This window comes from Xanthomonas sacchari, from assembly GCF_024266585.1.
Taxonomy (GTDB): domain Bacteria; phylum Pseudomonadota; class Gammaproteobacteria; order Xanthomonadales; family Xanthomonadaceae; genus Xanthomonas_A; species Xanthomonas_A sacchari_C.
The window spans coordinates 1,578,789-1,595,494 of the sequence record NZ_CP100647.1 but is presented as its reverse complement, the minus strand read 5'-3'; the positions used below and the strand labels follow the sequence as shown (position 1 = coordinate 1,595,494).

15 protein-coding genes are annotated in these 16,706 nt (G+C 62.9%); 8 read left to right on the top strand and 7 right to left on the bottom strand.

Features of this window, described 5'->3' with window-relative positions; all coding sequences use genetic code 11:
* Positions 1 to 20 precede the first annotated feature (20 nt).
* The 3 genes from NKJ47_RS06510 to NKJ47_RS06500 are packed head-to-tail and all read left to right on the top strand — an operon-like array spanning position 21 to position 2,961.
* Complete coding sequence (locus tag NKJ47_RS06510; protein ID WP_254460686.1) at positions 21 to 809, top strand: class I SAM-dependent methyltransferase; 789 nt, start codon at positions 21 to 23, stop codon at positions 807 to 809.
* Positions 806 to 1,756 (top strand): lysylphosphatidylglycerol synthase transmembrane domain-containing protein, encoded by a 951-nt coding sequence (locus NKJ47_RS06505; RefSeq protein ID WP_254460685.1) that lies wholly within the window; start codon positions 806 to 808, stop codon positions 1,754 to 1,756. The genes NKJ47_RS06510 and NKJ47_RS06505 overlap by 4 nt, the downstream gene beginning before the upstream one ends.
* Entirely contained in the window at positions 1,753 to 2,961 is a 1,209-nt protein-coding gene (locus tag NKJ47_RS06500) for a glycosyltransferase (protein ID WP_254460684.1), read from the top strand. The genes NKJ47_RS06505 and NKJ47_RS06500 overlap by 4 nt, the downstream gene beginning before the upstream one ends.
* A 59-nt stretch (positions 2,962 to 3,020) precedes the next feature.
* On the opposite strand, the gene NKJ47_RS06495 is transcribed toward NKJ47_RS06500, so the two are convergent.
* The 3 genes from NKJ47_RS06495 to NKJ47_RS06480 form a co-directional block, all read right to left on the bottom strand.
* Positions 3,021 to 4,853, bottom strand: a complete 1,833-nt coding sequence (locus NKJ47_RS06495) for a hypothetical protein (protein WP_254460683.1) — start codon at positions 4,851 to 4,853, stop codon at positions 3,021 to 3,023.
* Positions 4,854 to 4,885: 32 nt separating this feature from the next.
* Complete coding sequence (locus NKJ47_RS06490) at positions 4,886 to 5,311, bottom strand: pilin (protein WP_302329810.1); 426 nt, start codon at positions 5,309 to 5,311, stop codon at positions 4,886 to 4,888.
* Between the two features lie 104 nt (positions 5,312 to 5,415).
* Complete coding sequence (locus tag NKJ47_RS06480) at positions 5,416 to 5,808, bottom strand: pilin (RefSeq protein WP_254460682.1); 393 nt, start codon at positions 5,806 to 5,808, stop codon at positions 5,416 to 5,418.
* A gap of 365 nt (positions 5,809 to 6,173) precedes the next feature.
* Between NKJ47_RS06480 and NKJ47_RS06475 the strand changes: the two genes are divergently transcribed.
* The 4 genes from NKJ47_RS06475 to NKJ47_RS06460 all read left to right on the top strand — a co-directional run bounded on the left by NKJ47_RS06475 (position 6,174) and on the right by NKJ47_RS06460 (position 10,132).
* Positions 6,174 to 7,433, top strand: a complete 1,260-nt coding sequence (locus tag NKJ47_RS06475) for a type II secretion system F family protein (protein WP_254460681.1) — start codon at positions 6,174 to 6,176, stop codon at positions 7,431 to 7,433.
* A 6-nt stretch (positions 7,434 to 7,439) separates the two neighbouring features.
* Positions 7,440 to 8,303 (top strand): prepilin peptidase, encoded by an 864-nt coding sequence (locus NKJ47_RS06470; protein ID WP_254460680.1) that lies wholly within the window; start codon positions 7,440 to 7,442, stop codon positions 8,301 to 8,303.
* Positions 8,304 to 8,316: 13 nt separating this feature from the next.
* A complete protein-coding gene (gene coaE, locus NKJ47_RS06465; RefSeq protein ID WP_254460679.1) occupies positions 8,317 to 8,940 on the top strand; it encodes a dephospho-CoA kinase in 624 nt (207 codons plus the stop codon).
* 268 nt (positions 8,941 to 9,208) lie between these two features.
* Positions 9,209 to 10,132, top strand: coding sequence for an IS110 family transposase (locus NKJ47_RS06460; RefSeq protein ID WP_254460678.1), 924 nt, complete (start codon positions 9,209 to 9,211; stop codon positions 10,130 to 10,132).
* A gap of 37 nt (positions 10,133 to 10,169) precedes the next feature.
* Here the strand turns inward: NKJ47_RS06460 and NKJ47_RS06455 are convergent, their stop codons facing one another.
* From NKJ47_RS06455 to rimK, 4 genes are all read right to left on the bottom strand, one after another.
* Positions 10,170 to 11,504: a sensor histidine kinase gene (locus tag NKJ47_RS06455; protein WP_254460677.1), complete on the bottom strand. Its 1,335-nt coding sequence runs from the start codon at positions 11,502 to 11,504 to the stop codon at positions 10,170 to 10,172.
* Positions 11,497 to 12,174, bottom strand: a complete 678-nt coding sequence (locus NKJ47_RS06450; RefSeq protein ID WP_010340533.1) for a response regulator transcription factor — start codon at positions 12,172 to 12,174, stop codon at positions 11,497 to 11,499. The genes NKJ47_RS06455 and NKJ47_RS06450 overlap by 8 nt, the downstream gene beginning before the upstream one ends.
* A gap of 14 nt (positions 12,175 to 12,188) precedes the next feature.
* On the bottom strand, positions 12,189 to 12,635 hold the full coding sequence (locus NKJ47_RS06445) for a hypothetical protein (protein ID WP_254460676.1): 447 nt from the start codon (positions 12,633 to 12,635) through the stop codon (positions 12,189 to 12,191).
* Positions 12,636 to 12,897: 262 nt separating this feature from the next.
* Positions 12,898 to 13,791, bottom strand: a complete 894-nt coding sequence (gene rimK, locus NKJ47_RS06440) for a 30S ribosomal protein S6--L-glutamate ligase (protein WP_254460675.1) — start codon at positions 13,789 to 13,791, stop codon at positions 12,898 to 12,900.
* Positions 13,792 to 14,072: 281 nt separating this feature from the next.
* Between rimK and NKJ47_RS06435 the strand changes: the two genes are divergently transcribed.
* Positions 14,073 to 16,382 (top strand): TonB-dependent receptor family protein, encoded by a 2,310-nt coding sequence (locus tag NKJ47_RS06435; RefSeq protein ID WP_254460674.1) that lies wholly within the window; start codon positions 14,073 to 14,075, stop codon positions 16,380 to 16,382.
* Positions 16,383 to 16,706: the final 324 nt, after the last annotated feature.

Here is a 16,706-nt window from a genome sequence, read left to right as displayed (position 1 = left end):
CCTTTCTGAAAGCAGAAGCCATGAGCTATTCGACATCGCTGGGCATTTTCGCCCCGGAAGCAGGATGGACTCCGCCCATCCGCTATTTGCTCCGGAGAGCGAGAGTCCTTGAGATCGCAAAGAACCTGCCGCGAGGAAATCTGCTGGAAGTGGGGTGCGGTGCCGGCGCCCTGCTATGCGACTTCGATCGACTCGGATTCCAGACGACCGGGCTGGAAAATTCCAAGTCAGCACTTGCGATGGCGAGACAGATTGCGGCACTCGATCAGGAACGACATACGATAGAAGAAAGCGCCGACGCAAACTGGACCGAAAAATTCGCTGTCGTATGCGCTTTCGACGTACTCGAGCACATCGAGCACGATGGTGCAGCCATGGAAGAATGGAAACGCTGGCTCGCTCCAGGCGGCACCATGGTCCTCTCTGTACCAGCGCATCCGCAACGCTGGGGCGCCGGCGATGAATGGGCCGGCCATTGGCGCAGGTACGATCGCGATGGTTTCATGCGCCTGCTCGAATCGCAGAACTTGGACTGCGTGCATTTCGAGTGCTACGGCTTCCCGGTCGCAAACCTGACCGAATGGGCCGGGGAATTCAGCTATCGAAGAATGATCCATGAGCGCGGCAATCTGTCAAAACTGGCAGCCACCCATGCCAGCGGTATCGACCGGCGCGATTATTCTCGCGTAGCCAGGCTGATTGCATCAACGCCTGGCCGTCTCGGTTTGCGCGTAGCCATGGCGATGCAGTCGCTTGCACGCAACACGGACTGGGGCAGCGGCTACTTGGTCGCCGCCAGGAAGCGATGAAATCCCTGTGGCGCTGGACATCGAGGCTGCTGGCGGTAGCGTTGGCGCTCTATGTGCTGTGGTTTGCGACAGCGAATCTTGACATCCGGGAAATCGGACAAGCCCTATCGAATCAAGAGGTCGTGATTGGCGTCCTTGTCGCCACTGTCTGCTATTGCATGATCTATCCACTGACAGGCTTTGCATGGAAGCAATTGCTGGCAAGACAGAACCAGTCATATCCAGCAGTTCTGCTCATGCGAATCATCGGCTTGACCCAGCTGGCCAAGTACGTTCCCGGCAATGTCCTTCAACACGCCTCGCGCGCCGCTTTGGCAATAAGGGCAGGCATCACCACCAAGGGCTATGTTGCGAGCGCCGGCCAAGAAGCACTTCTTACGGTGGCGGCAAGCCTGTGCGTAGGCAGTGCTGCACTGGCGATATCGCCAAGTGGGATGCAGGCACTGGACTCGCATGGCCACACCCGGACTCTCTACGCTCTGACGTGTGCAGCCTTTATAGGCGCAGCCCTGCTCTGTCTCGACCTTCCAGCAGCATCGCTTGAACGAAGCAATCGCTGGATACTCAGAATGCTTGGAAGGATGGGAGGCCTCCCAGGGCCAACCGCTGCCTTGACCGCCCTGTCAGCCTACGCCGCCAACTTTCTCGCCGTCGGAACTGGAATATGGCTGTTGTCTCGGAGCCTGGGAGCGGATGTTGACCTTGCCATGGCGACCGCAGCCTTCGCGCTTTCCTGGACGCTTGGTTTCCTAGCTCCGGGCGCGCCAGCAGGACTGGGCGCACGAGAAGGCGTCATGCTGCTGATTCTGGAGAACCAGCACAATCAGGAAAAGATCCTACTGCTTGTACTCCTGACCAGGGCGGCCAGTGTACTGGGAGACCTGCTTGTGTTCATGCTTTCGCTAGCCACACATCGCTCCATGCGCGAAGAGAACCGTATTCAGTGAAATCTTCCTACGCCCCAAGCGAAGACGCCGCGTCGCCTGGCACCGGCAACACCCGGCGGAGACTTGTTGTTGGCGGCGTCGCGCTTCGTGGTAGTGGCTATCCCAATGCATGGAACACGCTACGTATTCTTAGAGAAGCCGGCATGGACATCGTTGACTTATGCCATTGGCTCCCGGAAGACTTTCATCTGTGGAAACTAACGCGACTCCCACTCTGGCAAGCAGCCATCGCCCTAAGCAAACTCGCGATTCTGAACATAACATCGGTCATCAAGATCTTGCTGGGCACGCGGCGCAATGACCTGGTCTACATTCCCTATCCAGGAGCATTATTGCTATGGATGCTCTCCTGGGTCCCGAAGCGCTTACGGCCGCCTTGCCTATGCGACGCCTACATCACCATATGGGACACCCTTTATCAGGATCGCGGACTGGGCGGAAGAGCAGGAGGGTGGCTGTCGAACCTGGTGCATCGATTCGAATCACGCGCCCTGAGATGCGCCAACGGACTCATTGTCGACACCAACGAGAATGCCGACCATATCGCAGCGACGTTCGGCGTAGAACGCAGGCGCATCCATACGCTTCCGCTCGCCATGGAAGAGATCTCCAAGCCCAGCCCTTCCATGACTAGTGCGCGGAACGCACCTCGTACTACCAGGATCATCTTTTTTGGTACGTTCGTCCCCTTGCAGGGCACGACCAAGATCGCGCAGACGATCGCACTGTTGCGCGACCGCAACGACATGGAGTTCATATTGATTGGGGACGGACAGGCCGCTCATGAAGCGGAACCCTATCTGGCCCAAAACCCAAATGTCAGGTGGATACGCGAGTGGCTGGCAACTGAAGAACTGATGCAACAGATCGAGGATTCCGATATTTGCCTTGGCGTATTTGGCGGCCCCGGAAAGTCCGCTCGCGTACTCCCCTTCAAAATCTACATCGCGCTAGCCGCCGGCAAGGCCATCATCACACAGCGAGATCATGGCCTACCTGATTCTGTGCCCCCTATCCCCGCATTTTTCACGTCACCCATACCGGAAGAGATTGCCGCAGGCTTGAAAACGCTGGCCGCCGATGTGACGCTGCGCTCTTCATTGGCGGACGCAGGACCAATGTACTACCGAAAGTATCTCGGACCATCGCAAATCGCCATGCGCTGGCAGTACTTGATGCAATCCGGCGCGCATACGGACCTCTAGCGCAGGCTAGTTCGCCAGCTCTAAAAAAATGCTAGGTCGACCTTCCCATTCGCCGGCCATTACCGGTTGGCCAGGGCATTTTTCCTAGCGATACACGGTGCGAGAAGCCTTGCTTCTTCGACCCGCCCCTGCTCGACTAGCGACGCGACGAGACGCTCGTCATAAGCGAGATCATTTTTTATCTGGACCGCGGCGCAGTATTCTCTCGACGCCAAGCGGGGATCACGCAAAATTCGGCCCGCATAATCGGCATACAACAAATGAGCATCCAGCAGGCCTGGCTGCCGGCGCACATAAATTTCGCTGATCGCCCTCAGAAGTTGATCTGGTACCGGCGTGCCGTCCATGCGCTCACTATGCAACGCATAGAACGCACTGAATTCCTGCGGCCCTAGCGGCCTGGTCTCGAACTTCTGCACAATCCTGGTTTGCCATTCCGGATTGACTGGCCTACCGGCCTTTGCGTTGATCAGGATCATGGCCTGCTCGGGCAATGGCGAAGACCGAGGCAGTGCAGATGCCCTTGCCAACTCTGCCATGGCCAAGGTGTAGTTAATGGAATCGACTTCACCGCCAGAGCGCTCCATATAGATGCTGGCCAGCTCATATGATGCCCGCGAGGAATTCTTGTTGTCGATCACTGCAGAGTTCGCGAAAAGTGCCGAGCTTCCCCATACCGAACTCCGCAAAAAGGTCGCAAAGGCAAGCCCGACGATGCACGCACCAACAAGAACGAATGCAACCGCATGCTTCCGAATGCTAACCAGCCACCGAACCAGCTCTGCCGCCACCAACAATGGCCCGAGCAACGCAAGATAGTTTCGATGCTCAAACGCAAGCTCCAAGGCCAAAGGCGCGCTGGTAATGACGTGTGACGCGAAAAAAAATCCTATCCCCAAACTCACCAAAGGCGCCTTTCGACGCGCCAAAACACCAACCAAGACCAAGCCCCCCAAGAACACCAACCCGATAAACGTCGTAACGGGCTGAAATAAGCCGTGCGAGGGGACAACATCATCGTGATAGAACGTTAGGTTCTCGGGAGAAGGCCAGATCATCCAATATAGATAATCGGGAAGAATACGAAATTGCGTCATCACCCGTTCCCACATAGTGAAGTCGCGCATAGCGAACTGCCCGGAAATGCTTGGCAGCAAGAGGCCAACGAAAGCCACTGCACCAATGAAAAAAATCGAACCGTATGCCACCTTTATTGCTTGCTGCAGACGGCACTCCCGCGCACTAAACCGCATCAACGACAACTCGATCACAAAGGCATAGACCGGCATCTGAGCGGCATTTTCTTTGGAGAGAACCCCTAACAAAAGGAACACGCAAGACAGCAAGAGCATAACGAAACCGCGAACTCCGGCCATTTGGCGAGTGCGCGCCGAAACATATGCAATCAGCGACAGAAGAAGAAAAAAGTTCCCCAGCAGCTCCATTCTTTGGACAACATAAAGAACGGAGGAGACCTGCAGGGGATGCAGCCCCCAGGCCAATGACACCAAAATACTGGCGATAGCTTGACTTCGATCGGACTCGGCCGGCCACGCAAGCGCGAAAAGGCGCCGCAGAAGCACCCCCACCAGCACGATGTTGACGGCGTGGAGCAATAGATTCCCTTCTTTGTAGGCGCTGGGATCCATCCCATGCATCCAATACCCGAGTGCCAGACTCAAGGTTGCGACGGGCCGCCCGATTGGACCTCCATAGGCATGCGCCGCCTCCCACAATCCATGGGGGTTGATGGCCTTGAGCATGATGGAGCTGTTTTCGACAACCGCCTGGTAATCGTCGAACAAGAATCCCCCAGACAATCCTGGCAGGAACAAAGCGCATGCCAAGACGGCCACCAAGCTCAACAAGGACAAGAAGTGCAGGCGCTTCATTATGTAGCCCGAATCAAAAATAGAGAACCCACTCAATCAGCCCTGCATTCCACCGGAATATATTTCTGCCGAGCCGAACTACTACACATCCACCCACCTTCTGCCGAACGATCCCAGCGAATCTCCCTATCCTGAATATCAGACCCACCATTCATCCTGCACGCAATCGCACGCGTCACCCCCTCCGCTGGCGCGGTTACCACGACCGCACTGCAGCGCACGCTATTCGCCTGAAGACTCACCCCCTGGGCACTATATTCATCAACTCCAGCGCCCCTTGCTACCAACGACTCATACGCAGCTTTCCCAATTGCAATTTCGCGCAAAGCAGCAACCGCCTGCGCTTTTGCCAAATAATCCATATAGATAGGCAAAGCGATGGCAGACAAGACCGCGATGACGGCCACGACAACCATCAACTCGATCAAGGTAAAACCATTCAATGCACGTCTCTTCATCTTCTCCCCACGATGCGCTCATAGGTGGCCACCACCACCTGCCAGAACCGCAGCGCAAAAAAAAAGCCCCGGTTTCCGGGGCTTTTTTGTACACCAGAATCGGATCAGCTGCAGCCGGTCGGCTTGTACTTGGCATCCACCGACGAGGAGCAAGCCCAGGTGCCGGTGCTGGCGGTACGGGTCAGGGTGACGTTCTTGTTTGCGATCTTCGCAGCATTGCCCTTCAGGGTGCAGGCAATCGTGGTGTCGGTCACGGTGATGGTGCAACGGGTCGTGCTTGCAGCCAGACCGATCTGGGCCGGCGTGCTGAGGGTACTGCCTTCGTTCTTCTTCACCTCGAACTGCGTCTTGCCCGGGGTGATTTCCGCCAGACCAGCGGTGGCCTGCGACTTGGCAACGTAGTCCTGGTACATCGGCAACGCGATGGCGGCCAGGATGGCGATGATCGCAACCACGATCATCAGTTCGATCAGGGTAAAGCCCTGCTGCTTCTTCATAACATACCCCTAGAGATGGAATGTGAGGTGGTGGTAGGCACTCGCCCGCGGATTCTACTCCCCGAGCGCCGCGGCGGAGTGCCACGTGCGAGGTGAGGGAAGCAGACTGCGTGCCAACTTCTCACGCCATCCGGCCCCATGCCTCGTGGCGCATCATGCCCTAGCGCGCCGGGCAAGCGGCAGATAAATCAGCAATTTGCGACAGAATGGACCATCTGCCCTATTGCGGCAAAAAGTGACGTCAGACGTCACGTCGATGAGCAGGGAGCCACACCTGCGCGGCACCCGCGGGTGTCAGACGCTCAGGAAACCGATACCATGCTGGCATGTCCGCCCGGGGATGGCCGGACGGGGGAGACGACCTGATGTCCGCAACTCGCAGCGCAGTCAAGAAAGAGCCGGTCGCGCGCAATACCAGCCAACAGGTGCCCTTCGTCTGGGAGGGCACCGACAAGCGCGGCATCAAGATGAAGGGCGAGCAGATCGCCAAGAACGCCAACCTGCTGCGTGCCGAACTGCGTCGCCAGGGCATCACGCCGTCGGTGGTCAAGCCCAAGCCCAAGCCTTTGTTCGGAGCTGCCGGCAGCAAGATCAGCCCCAAGGACATTGCCTTCTTCAGTCGCCAGATGGCGACCATGATGAAATCAGGCGTCCCGATCGTGGGTTCGCTGGAAATCATCGCCAGCGGGCACAAGAACCCGCGGATGAAGAAGATGGTCGACCAGATCCGCACCGACATCGAGGGCGGCTCCTCGCTCTACGAGGCGGTCAGCAAGCATCCGGTGCAGTTCGACGAGCTGTACCGCAATCTGGTCAAGGCCGGCGAAGGCGCCGGCGTGCTCGAGACGGTGCTGGAGACGGTTGCCACTTATAAGGAGAACATCGAGGCACTGAAGGGCAAGATCAAGAAGGCCCTGTTCTACCCGGCCATGGTGATGGCGGTCGCCCTGATCGTTACCTCGATCCTGCTGGTTTGGGTCGTTCCGCAGTTCGAAGACGTGTTCAAGGGCTTCGGCGCGGAACTGCCGGCCTTCACCCAGATGATCGTCGCGGCATCGCGTTTCATGGTGTCGTACTGGTGGATGCTGTTGCTCTTGCTGATCGGCAGCATCGGCGGCTTCATCTTCGCCTACAAACGCTCGCCCGCAATGCAGCATGGGATGGACCGACTGGTGCTCAAAGTGCCGATCATCGGCCAGATCATGCACAACAGCTCGGTCGCGCGTTTCTCGCGCACCCTGGCGGTCACCTTCCGCGCCGGCGTGCCGCTGGTGGAGGCGCTGGACATCGTCGCCGGCGCCACCGGCAATAGCGTCTACGAATCTGCCGTACTGCGCATGCGCGACGACGTGGCGGTCGGCTACCCTGTCAATGTGGCGATGAAGCAGACCAACCTGTTCCCGCACATGGTCATCCAGATGACCGCGATCGGCGAAGAGGCCGGCGCGCTGGATGCGATGCTGTTCAAGGTGGCCGAATACTTCGAGCAGGAAGTGAACAATGCGGTCGACGCCTTGAGCAGCCTGATCGAGCCGTTGATCATGGTGTTCATCGGCACCATCGTCGGCGGCATGGTCATCGGCATGTACCTGCCGATCTTCAAGCTGGCCTCCGTCGTTGGATAAGCATTAATGGCATTTCTCGATCAACATCCCGGCCTCGGCTACCCGGCCGCGGCCGGGCTGGGCCTGCTGGTAGGCAGCTTCCTCAATGTGGTGATCCTGCGCCTGCCCAAGCGCATGGAATGGCAGTGGAAGCGCGATTCGCGCGAGATCCTGGAGCTGCCAGACATCTACGATCCGCCGCCGCCCGGAATCGTGGTGGAGCCGTCGCACTGCCCGCACTGCAAGCACAAGCTGGCCTGGTTCGAAAACATCCCGCTGTTCAGCTGGCTGGCGCTGCGCGGCAAGTGCCGCTACTGCCATGCGCCGATCTCGCCGCAGTACCCGCTGGTGGAACTGCTCACCAGCCTGCTGGTGGTCGCCAGCGTGTGGCGCTTCGGCTTCGGCTGGCAGGGCTTCGGCGCGATCGTGTTCAGCTGTTTCCTGGTGGCGCTGTCGGGCATCGACCTGCGCACGCGCCTGTTGCCGGACCAGTTGACCCTGCCGCTGATGTGGCTAGGCCTGATCGGCAGCATGGACAACCTGTACATGCCGGCCAAGCCCGCCCTGCTCGGCGCTGCGGTCGGCTATTTCTCGCTATGGTCGGTGTGGTGGCTGTTCAAGCAGATCACCGGCAAGGAAGGCATGGGCCATGGCGATTTCAAGCTGCTGGCCGCGATCGGCGCCTGGTGCGGCCTGAAGGGGATCCTGCCGACCATCCTCATCTCCTCGCTGGTCGGTGCGATCCTGGGATCGCTGTGGCTGGCGGCCAAGGGCCGCGACCGCGCCACGCCGATTCCGTTCGGTCCCTATCTGGCCATCGCTGGCTGGATCACCTTCTTCTGGGGCACGGAGATCGTCGAAACCTACATGCGCTGGTCGGGACTGCGCTGAAGGAGCCAAGGGCTTGACCGATTTCGTCGTCGGCCTGACCGGAGGCGTAGCCTCCGGCAAGAGCGAACTGAGCCGCCGCTTCGAGGCCATCGGCATCGTCGTCGCCGATGCCGACCTCGCGGCACGCGCGGTGGTCGCGCCCGGCCACCCGGCGTTGGCGCAGATCGTGGCGCGGTTCGGGCCGCAGATCCTGCAAGCCGATGGACAACTCGACCGCGCCGGCCTGCGCCAGCGGATCTTCGAGGACGCGGCGGCACGCCGCGACCTGGAAGCGATCACCCATCCGGCCATTCGCCAGTTGCTGCAGGCACAGTGCCGCGCGGCCGCAGGACCGTATGCGATCGCGGCCATTCCGCTGTTGACCGAGGTCGGCGCACGCGCCGCCTATCCCTGGCTCGACCAGATCCTGGTGATCGACGCCCCCGAGGCGCTGCAACACGCCCGCCTGATGCAACGCGACGGCATCACCACCGACCTGGCGCAGCGCATGCTGGCAGCGCAGGCCACCCGTGCGGCGCGCCTGGCCATCGCCGACGACGTGGTGCTCAACGATGGTGCTGCAGCGGCGCTGCAGGACGCGGTGGAGACCCTGGACCGGCGGTATCGCGCCTTGGCCGCAGCGAAGTCTTCTAGGTAGGAGAGGCTTCAGCCGCGACCCGTCACTGGCCTGTGGTCGCGGCTGAAGCCGCTTGTGTCAAATGAGGGTCTATCGTTATAGGTGAGAGCGGAGTGCGGCAGGCCGTTTAGCCGCAGTGCCAGCAAGCACGAGTAGGAGTCAGCGCCGCCGCACCCCGTATCTCCTGCCTCATCAGCCCGAACAGTTGCCCGAGTCGCGAGCTCGAACTCCACAAGCATGGGCATCGGCAGGAGTGCTCTCGTTCCTGAGTCTACTGCGGAGAACGTCTATGCGGCGCTATGTCGGGATCGATGTATCCAAGGCCGAACTGGTCATTCATGTCCTGCCGGACGAGCAGGCCTGGACCCAACCCAATACGCCACAGGGGCAGCGTGTGCTGGCCCAACGCCTGGTGGAGCTGGGCTGCGAGCGGATCTTGCTGGAAGCCAGTGGCGGCTACGAACATGCCGTGCTGCGGGTGCTCCGAGAGGCGGCCCTGCCGGCAGTACGGATGGCCGCCGATCGTCCGCGCAAGCTAGCCCAAGCCTTGGGCCTGCAGGCCAAGACCGACGCCCTGGACGCGCGCCTGCTGGCCATCGCCGCCCAGCACATCCCGACCACGCCCACGACCGTGGTGCCCGAGCACCAGCAGTCTCTTCGCGAACTGTTGGACCTGCGTGCCACCCTGGTGGGCCAGCGCGATGCCCATCGGCGGCGCCTGGAACACATCACCAGCGCCAAGGTGCAACACCGCTGCCGAGAGGTGATCGCCCTGCTGAACCAGCAGATCCAGACATTGACGCAGGAGATCGAGCAGCAGGGCAAGACCTGCTCGAGCTTGCCCAAGGTACCTGGGCTCGGCACGATCCTGCGCGCAGTGCTGGCCGCGCGGTTGCCAGAGCTGGGCACGCTGCCGCCACGCAAGCTCGCCGCCCTGGTCGGGCTGGCCCCGTTCAATCACGACAGCGGCTGCTGGAAAGGCCAACGTCGCATCAAAGGCGGCCGTGCCGACGTGCGAGGCGTGCTGTACATGGCCACCTGGGCCAGCATCCGCGCCAAATCCCCCTTGGCCAACACCTACGCGCGCTTGCGCGCGGCCGGCAAGCCGGCCAAGGTCGCCATCGTCGCCTGCATGCACAAGTTCCTGCGCTGGCTCAATGCCATCGCGCGCGATCAGGCACCGTACGCTCCTCCGGTTATCGCTGGGGCATGACAGTTGACTCCTACGGTCATCCTGAGGAGGCGTCGGCTCACGCCGGTTTGAACCACAGCGTCGCCACCACGCCCTTGGTGGCGCCCGGGCGCACGTTGACCTGCCAGCCGTACAGGTCGCACAGGCGACTGACGATCGACAGGCCGATGCCGCCGCCCTGCGAATGCCCGGCATGGGTGCCGCGATAGCCGCGCTGGAACAGCTTGGCCGCGTCCTCCTCGCTCAGGCCGGGGCCGGAGTCGATCACCTGCACCGCATCGCTCAGGACGCGCACCACGACCTGGCCTTCCTGTGTGTACTTGACCGCATTGCCGATCAGATTGCCCAGCGCCACCGACAACGCCGATTCCGGCGCGTCGATGGTCAGGTTGCGCTCGCCCTCCAGCAGCAGTTGCAACGGCTTGCCGCCCAGCTGCGCGCGATGCGAGTCGATCAGTTGCTCGGCGACCTTGGCGACGTTGCTGTGCCCCTGCCCGCGCTCGTTGCGCGACAGCAACAGCAGCGACCCGATCAGGTCGCTGCATTGCTGTTCGGCGCGCTGGATGCGTTGCAGGCGCTGCAGCACCTTCTCGTCGAGGTTGGGACGGGTCAGCAGCAGTTCGGTGGCGCCACGGATCACCGCCAGCGGCGTGCGCAACTCGTGGCTGACGTCGGCGTTGAACTCGCGGTCGCGTTGCACCACCTCGGTCAGGCGCGCCGAATAGTCGTCCAGCGCCTCGGCCAGCTGGCCGACCTCATCGTCGGGAAAGTGCGGCGCCAGCGGTTTGGGATCGCTGCTGCCGCGATAGGCGCGCAAGCGCGCGGCCAGGTCCGACACCGGCCGCATCACCCGCGACGCCGACCACCAGCCGATCACCAGCGACAATGCGCTGAACACCAGCACCGACAGGATCAGGGTGCGCTTGAGCTGCACCTCGCCCTGCATGGTCTGGGTCAGATCGTAGGCCATGAAGAACCAGGCGTCCGGGGTCTTGCGCACGCCGACCTTGTAGGCGAACGCTTTGCCGTCCGCGTCGGTGCCCGACATCATGTGGATGCCGTCGCTCAGACGCTCCCACTCCGGGAAATCGCGACGCAGGCCATCCAGCTTGTCGGGGCGATAGACAAAGCCCTTCATCTGCTGGACCGGAATCGCCAGGTTGCGCCCACCGCTGGCCACGTAGCTGCGCCAGGACGCTTCCAGATTGCGGTTCATCACATCCTCGACCAGCTGGTTCTCCACGCGCGCGCGCGCCCAGTTGGTGGCGAACGCGAACAGCGCGGTCAGGCCGAAGCCCAACAGCACGAAGGAGAGGATGATGCGGCTGCGGAGGCGGCGGCGGTAGCGCCCGCGCCGCCGTACCACCCGCGGCAACGCCGGCGCTTCAGGCATCGGGCGCGGCGATGCGGTAGCCGATGCCGTGGCGGGTCTGGATCATCGGCACGTCGAACGGCTTGTCCACCACCGCGCGCAGGCCGTGGATGTGCACGCGCAGGGAATCGGAATCGGGCAGTTCCTCGCCCCACACGCGGGTTTCCAGCTCCTGCCGGGTCACCACCGCGGGGGCGGCTTCCATCAGCGCCTGCAGGATCTTCAGCGCGGTGGGGTTGAGCTGCAGCAGCTTGCCCTGGCGGCGCACTTCCAGCGTATCCAGGTTGTATTCCAGGTCGCCGGTCTCCAGCACCCGGGTATGCACGCCCTTGCCGCGGCGCGACAGCGCGTTGAGCCGCACTTCCACTTCCTGCAGCGCGAACGGCTTGATCAGATAGTCGTCGGCGCCGGAATCGAAGCCGGCGAGCTTGTTGTCCAGCGAATCGCGCGCGGTGAGCATCAGCACCGGGGTCTGCTTGCGCGCTTCGTTGCGCAGCTTGCGACAGACCTCGATCCCGTCCATGCCCGGCAGGTTGAGATCGAGCACGATCGCATCGAACTCGTGCACCACCGCCAGATGCAGGCCAGTGACGCCATCGGCGGCGAAATCGACGGTATGACCGCGATCCTCGAGGTAGTCGCCGAGATTGGCAGCGATGTCGCTGTTGTCTTCGATCACTAGAATTCGCACCAACATTTACCCCGTCAGTCGTACTTGCCAGTTGGATTGCGCCGCATCAGTTCCTGCGCATCCTCGTTGTCGCGGCGGCGCTCCGCCACGGTCCTGCATTGCGTGGTGGTGCGCAGCGAGCCGGTGACCGCCTCGCGCCTGCACACCATCCGGCTGTCCGCTGCCGCCTTGGTCAACAACGTATTCACCGTTTCCTGATCGTTGAACAACGCAACCTTCTGCTCCTCTTTCAAGGTCTCCACGTCCGGGTGGGCATCGAGTATCGCAGCCATCCGCGCCAATGCCGCTTCGACCTTGCTGCGATCGTCAGCATTGATTTCGGAATAGGTCTTGCCGTCGTTCAACTGCTGCCGAATTGTACTGAGTTGCTGCGCGAACGCTTTCTTCACGTTCATGGGCGCCTCACCTTTGGGCGCAGCCACCGCCGCGCACGCCAGGAACATGCCCAGCACCAACGCCATCGACCGTTTCATCCCCTTCCCCTCGCAGATTGGACGCACCTCGGCAATGTAGCCCCCGCTCAAACACCGCCGCAAGCAGCGGCCGCGAGGGGGAGAACGGGGGGATCACCCAACAAAAAGACCCAGGCAGCAGGGCTGCCTGGGCCGAAAGTTCTATCCCGATGACCGTTCCTGCTGAGGAGGGCAGAGCTGCGGTCCGATGAAGCATACGCAGCGCCGAATTAAACCGGCGTTAAGCCAGAACAGGCGGCCAAAGTCGCGACTAAGCCACTGATTTCTTTCGCTTCAGGCAGGCTTCCAGGTGCTCGATGACTTTGCCGGCGATATCCAGCCCGCACACCGTCTCGATGCCCTCCAGGCCCGGCGTGGAGTTGACCTCCAGCACCAGCGGGCCGCGCCGCGAGCGGATCAGGTCCACGCCGGCCACGCCCAGGCCCAGCGCCTTGGCCGAGCGCACCGCTACCTCCTGCTCGCCGCGGCTGGCCGCGGTGCGCTCGGCGGTGCCGCCCAGATGCAGGTTGGAGCGGAAGTCGCCCTCCGGCGCGGTGCGGCGCATCGCAGCCACCACCTGGTTGCCGACCACGAAGCAGCGCAGGTCGGCGCCCTCGGCCTCGCCGATGAACTCCTGCACCAGGAAATTCGCATACAGCCCGCGCAACGCCTCGACCACGCCGCGCGAGGCGCTGGCCTTCTCGGTCAGGATCACCCCGGTGCCCTGGGTGCCCTCGTTCAACTTCACCACATGCGGCGGCGGGCCGAGCATGGACAGCAGGTCGCCGGTGTCGTCCGGGTTGTCGCCGAACACGGTCATCGGCATGTCGATGCCCTTGGCCGCCAGCAGTTGGTGCGCGCGCAGCTTGTCGCGCGCGCGCAGGATCGCGTCGGACGGGTTGGGCGTGCACACCCCCATCATCTCCAGCTGCCGCAGCACCGCGGTGCCGTAGCGGGTCACCGAATTGCCGATGCGCGGGATCACCGCGTCGTAGCCGGTGATCGGCTTGCCCTTGTAATGCATGGTGAAGGCGCCGGCGGCGATGCGCATGTAGCAGCGCAGCGGGTCCAGCACCCGCACCGTGTGCCCGCGTTCGCGGCCGGCCTCGACCAGGCGCCGGGTCGAGTACAGCTTGGTGTTGCGGGACAGGATGGCGAGCTTCATCGAAGGCGGCGGCGGTGGCAGGCCCGGCATCATACGTCGCGCCACCGGCGCCGCGATGCCGCACGTCGTCGCAAGTACCCACCGCACGGCAAGGCCGGGACACGCGGTGATCGCCATCACCCGCGGTCCGCGCGCTGTCCTACAGCCGACACCGAACCGCCCCGAAACCTTCACAAAACCGTTGCATCGTGGCGGGCGGGCCGCGTACCGGCCCGGTGCCGGCTGCCCGCGCCCCGCGCGGCAGGTCCGGAACGTCTCTCCCTCATGATTGGTGACTTTCGATGACCCCCACTTCCAGATCCTTGCGCCCGCACGCGCTGGTGCTCGCCGTCGCGTCCGCCCTGCCGGCCTTCGCCGCGCTGGCCGAGACCGCCCCGGCCGCCGCCACCGCCACCGCCGATGCGGCGGCCAGTGCGAGCGGCAACGATGCCACGATGCTCGACGCGATCACCGTCGTGTCCAGCGGCACCACCCGCCAGGTGCAGCGCATCACCCGTGAGGACATCGGAATCGCCACCCCGGGCACCAGCGCGCTGAAGGTGCTGGACAAGCTGCCCGGCGTGCAGTTCCAGTCGGCCGACCCGTTCGGCGCCTACGAATGGTCCACCGCGATCAGCCTGCACGGCTTCGACCAGAGCCGGCTCGGCTTCACCCTGGACGGCGTGCCGCTGGGCAACATGAGCTACAGCGTCAGCGACGGCCTGCAGGTGACCCGCGCGATCATTTCCGAGAACGTGGCCTCGGTGGAACTGGCGCAGGGCGCCGGCGGGCTGGGCACGCCCTCGAGCAGCAACCTCGGCGGCACCGTGCGCTACTACTCCGCCGATCCGGATGCCGACGCCGGCTTCCGCTTCAGCCAGACCCTCGGCTCCGACAGCACCCGCCGCACCTACCTGCGTGGCGACACCGGCGACATCCACGGCTTCTCGCTGTACACCTCGCTGGTGCACGGCGAAATGGACAAGTGGAAGGGCTACGGCAACAACGAGTACAACCAGGCCAACGCCAAGGCGCTGTACCAGTGGGGCGACGGCAACCGGGTCAGCCTGTACCTGGACAGCTCGCACCGCAAGGAATACGACATCATGGACCTGTCGCTGACCTCGCAGCGGGTCCTCGGCTGGGACTGGGACTACCTGATGCCGGACTGGAACAGCGCGGTGCAGATCGCCAACGCGCTCAACGGCAACGGCAGCTACCCGGCCAGCCTCAATGGCCTGCCCGCCGATTACAGCAAGGCCGATGCGTCCTACTACTCCGGTGCCGGCCTGCGCCGCGACAACCTGGCCGCGCTCAGCGGCACGTTCAACCTCGGCGGCAGCGCCACGCTGAACCTGACCGGCTATTACCACGACAACAACGGCGAAGGTCAGTGGACCACGCCGTACGTCGCGTCCTCGGCCAGCGTGCCGCTGTCGATGCGCACCACCGACTACCGCCTCAACCGCCATGGCGTCACCGGCTCGCTGAACTTCACCGTGGCCGGCAACGAGATCGAGATCGGCGGCTGGTACCAGAACGCCAAGACCGTGCAGGAGCGCAACTACTTCCTGCTCGACGGTCCGTTCACCGATCTGTACTACTTCAACAAGAACGGCACCCTGTTCGCGCGCGGCTTCGCCCAGCACTACGACACCGACACCACCATGGTGTACGCGCAGGACACGCTGCACCTGCTGGACGAGCGCCTGACCCTGAACTTCGGCGCCAAGAAGCTGATCGTCGACACCACCGCGCAGTCGCAGGTGCCGTCCGCGTCCAATGCCGCCGGCGAGATCAAGGCCGACTCGGACCTGCTGCCGCAGGTGGGCGCGAACTTCAAGATCGACGAGCACCAGGAGGTCTACGCCTCCTACAACAAGAACATGGCCGGCTTCGGCTTCACCCCGTTCCAGGAATCGCAGGCCGCCTTCAACGCGATCAAGGGCTCGCTGGAGCCGGAGACCGCGCAGACCTACGAGCTGGGCTACCGCGTGCGCGGCGCCGGCGTGGAAGCGTCGCTGGCGCTGTACCACACCACCTTCGACGACCGCCTGCTGGTGACCTCGCCGTGCAGCGCGATCCAGACCTGCTCGGCCACGCTCAACAACGTCGGTTCGGTGCGTAGCCAGGGTGCCGACCTGGCGGTGATCTGGCGCCCGATCGAACAGCTGCGCTGGCTGAACTCGCTGTCCTACGACGACTCGACCTACCAGGACGACTACCTCAACGGCGGCGTGGTGGCCACCTCCGGCAAGCGCGTGGTCGGCATCCCCGAGTGGATGTTCTCCAGCAGCCTGGCCTACGAGAACGCCGGCTGGCACGCCTCGCTGGACGGCAAGTACACCGGCCGCCGCTACATCAGCTACCTCAACGATTCGTCGGTGCCCAGCTACTGGCGTTTCGACCTGAGCGCCGGCTACGACTTCGGCCAGGTCGGCATGTTCCAGAACCTGGGCCTGAGCGCGAACGTCACCAACCTGTTCGACAAGCGCTACTTCGCCACCGTCGGCACCAACGGCTACGTCGTCTCCGACCCCAACGGCTACAACCAGACGCTGATGGCCGGCGCGCCGCGCCAGTTCTTCGTCACCTTCAGCGGCAAGTTCTGAGCCGACGCGACACTGCCAGGGAAGGCATCACGCGCCGCCGCTGCTCTTGCAGCGGCGGCGTTTGTTTTTGGGAGCGCGGCGAACATGCAGGGCGCGAGGATGACCATGCAGCACTGGCCATCGTTCCAGAATCGCATGCACTCGAACGGATCGCAGCCGAATCTGCTGCCACCGCCGGTGCATCGCCGGGCGTCATGCGCACCTGCTGGCGGCGACGTCGAAGGCCGCCCCCATCCTTGTGGGAGGGACTTCAGTCCCGACTGCAGAAAGGTCAAAGCGCCGATGGCCTCGCTTGGCGAACCCGGATCACAGCGGCCCCCGCAG

Excerpts from the sequence above, each read along its gene's own strand:
- NKJ47_RS06510 (WP_254460686.1), top strand. The coding sequence starts at position 21 with ATGAGCTATTCGACATCGCTGGGCATTTTCGCCCCGGAAGCAGGATGG.
- NKJ47_RS06505 (WP_254460685.1), top strand. The coding sequence starts at position 806 with ATGAAATCCCTGTGGCGCTGGACATCGAGGCTGCTGGCGGTAGCGTTG.
- NKJ47_RS06495 (WP_254460683.1), bottom strand. The coding sequence starts at position 4,853 with ATGAAGCGCCTGCACTTCTTGTCCTTGTTGAGCTTGGTGGCCGTCTTG.
- NKJ47_RS06490 (WP_302329810.1), bottom strand. The coding sequence starts at position 5,311 with ATGAAGAGACGTGCATTGAATGGTTTTACCTTGATCGAGTTGATGGTT.
- NKJ47_RS06480 (WP_254460682.1), bottom strand. The coding sequence starts at position 5,808 with ATGAAGAAGCAGCAGGGCTTTACCCTGATCGAACTGATGATCGTGGTT.
- NKJ47_RS06475 (WP_254460681.1), top strand. The coding sequence starts at position 6,174 with ATGTCCGCAACTCGCAGCGCAGTCAAGAAAGAGCCGGTCGCGCGCAAT.
- NKJ47_RS06470 (WP_254460680.1), top strand. The coding sequence starts at position 7,440 with ATGGCATTTCTCGATCAACATCCCGGCCTCGGCTACCCGGCCGCGGCC.
- NKJ47_RS06460 (WP_254460678.1), top strand. The coding sequence starts at position 9,209 with ATGCGGCGCTATGTCGGGATCGATGTATCCAAGGCCGAACTGGTCATT.
- NKJ47_RS06455 (WP_254460677.1), bottom strand. The coding sequence starts at position 11,504 with ATGCCTGAAGCGCCGGCGTTGCCGCGGGTGGTACGGCGGCGCGGGCGC.
- NKJ47_RS06445 (WP_254460676.1), bottom strand. The coding sequence starts at position 12,635 with ATGGCGTTGGTGCTGGGCATGTTCCTGGCGTGCGCGGCGGTGGCTGCG.
- rimK (WP_254460675.1), bottom strand. The coding sequence starts at position 13,791 with ATGAAGCTCGCCATCCTGTCCCGCAACACCAAGCTGTACTCGACCCGG.
- NKJ47_RS06435 (WP_254460674.1), top strand. The coding sequence starts at position 14,073 with ATGACCCCCACTTCCAGATCCTTGCGCCCGCACGCGCTGGTGCTCGCC.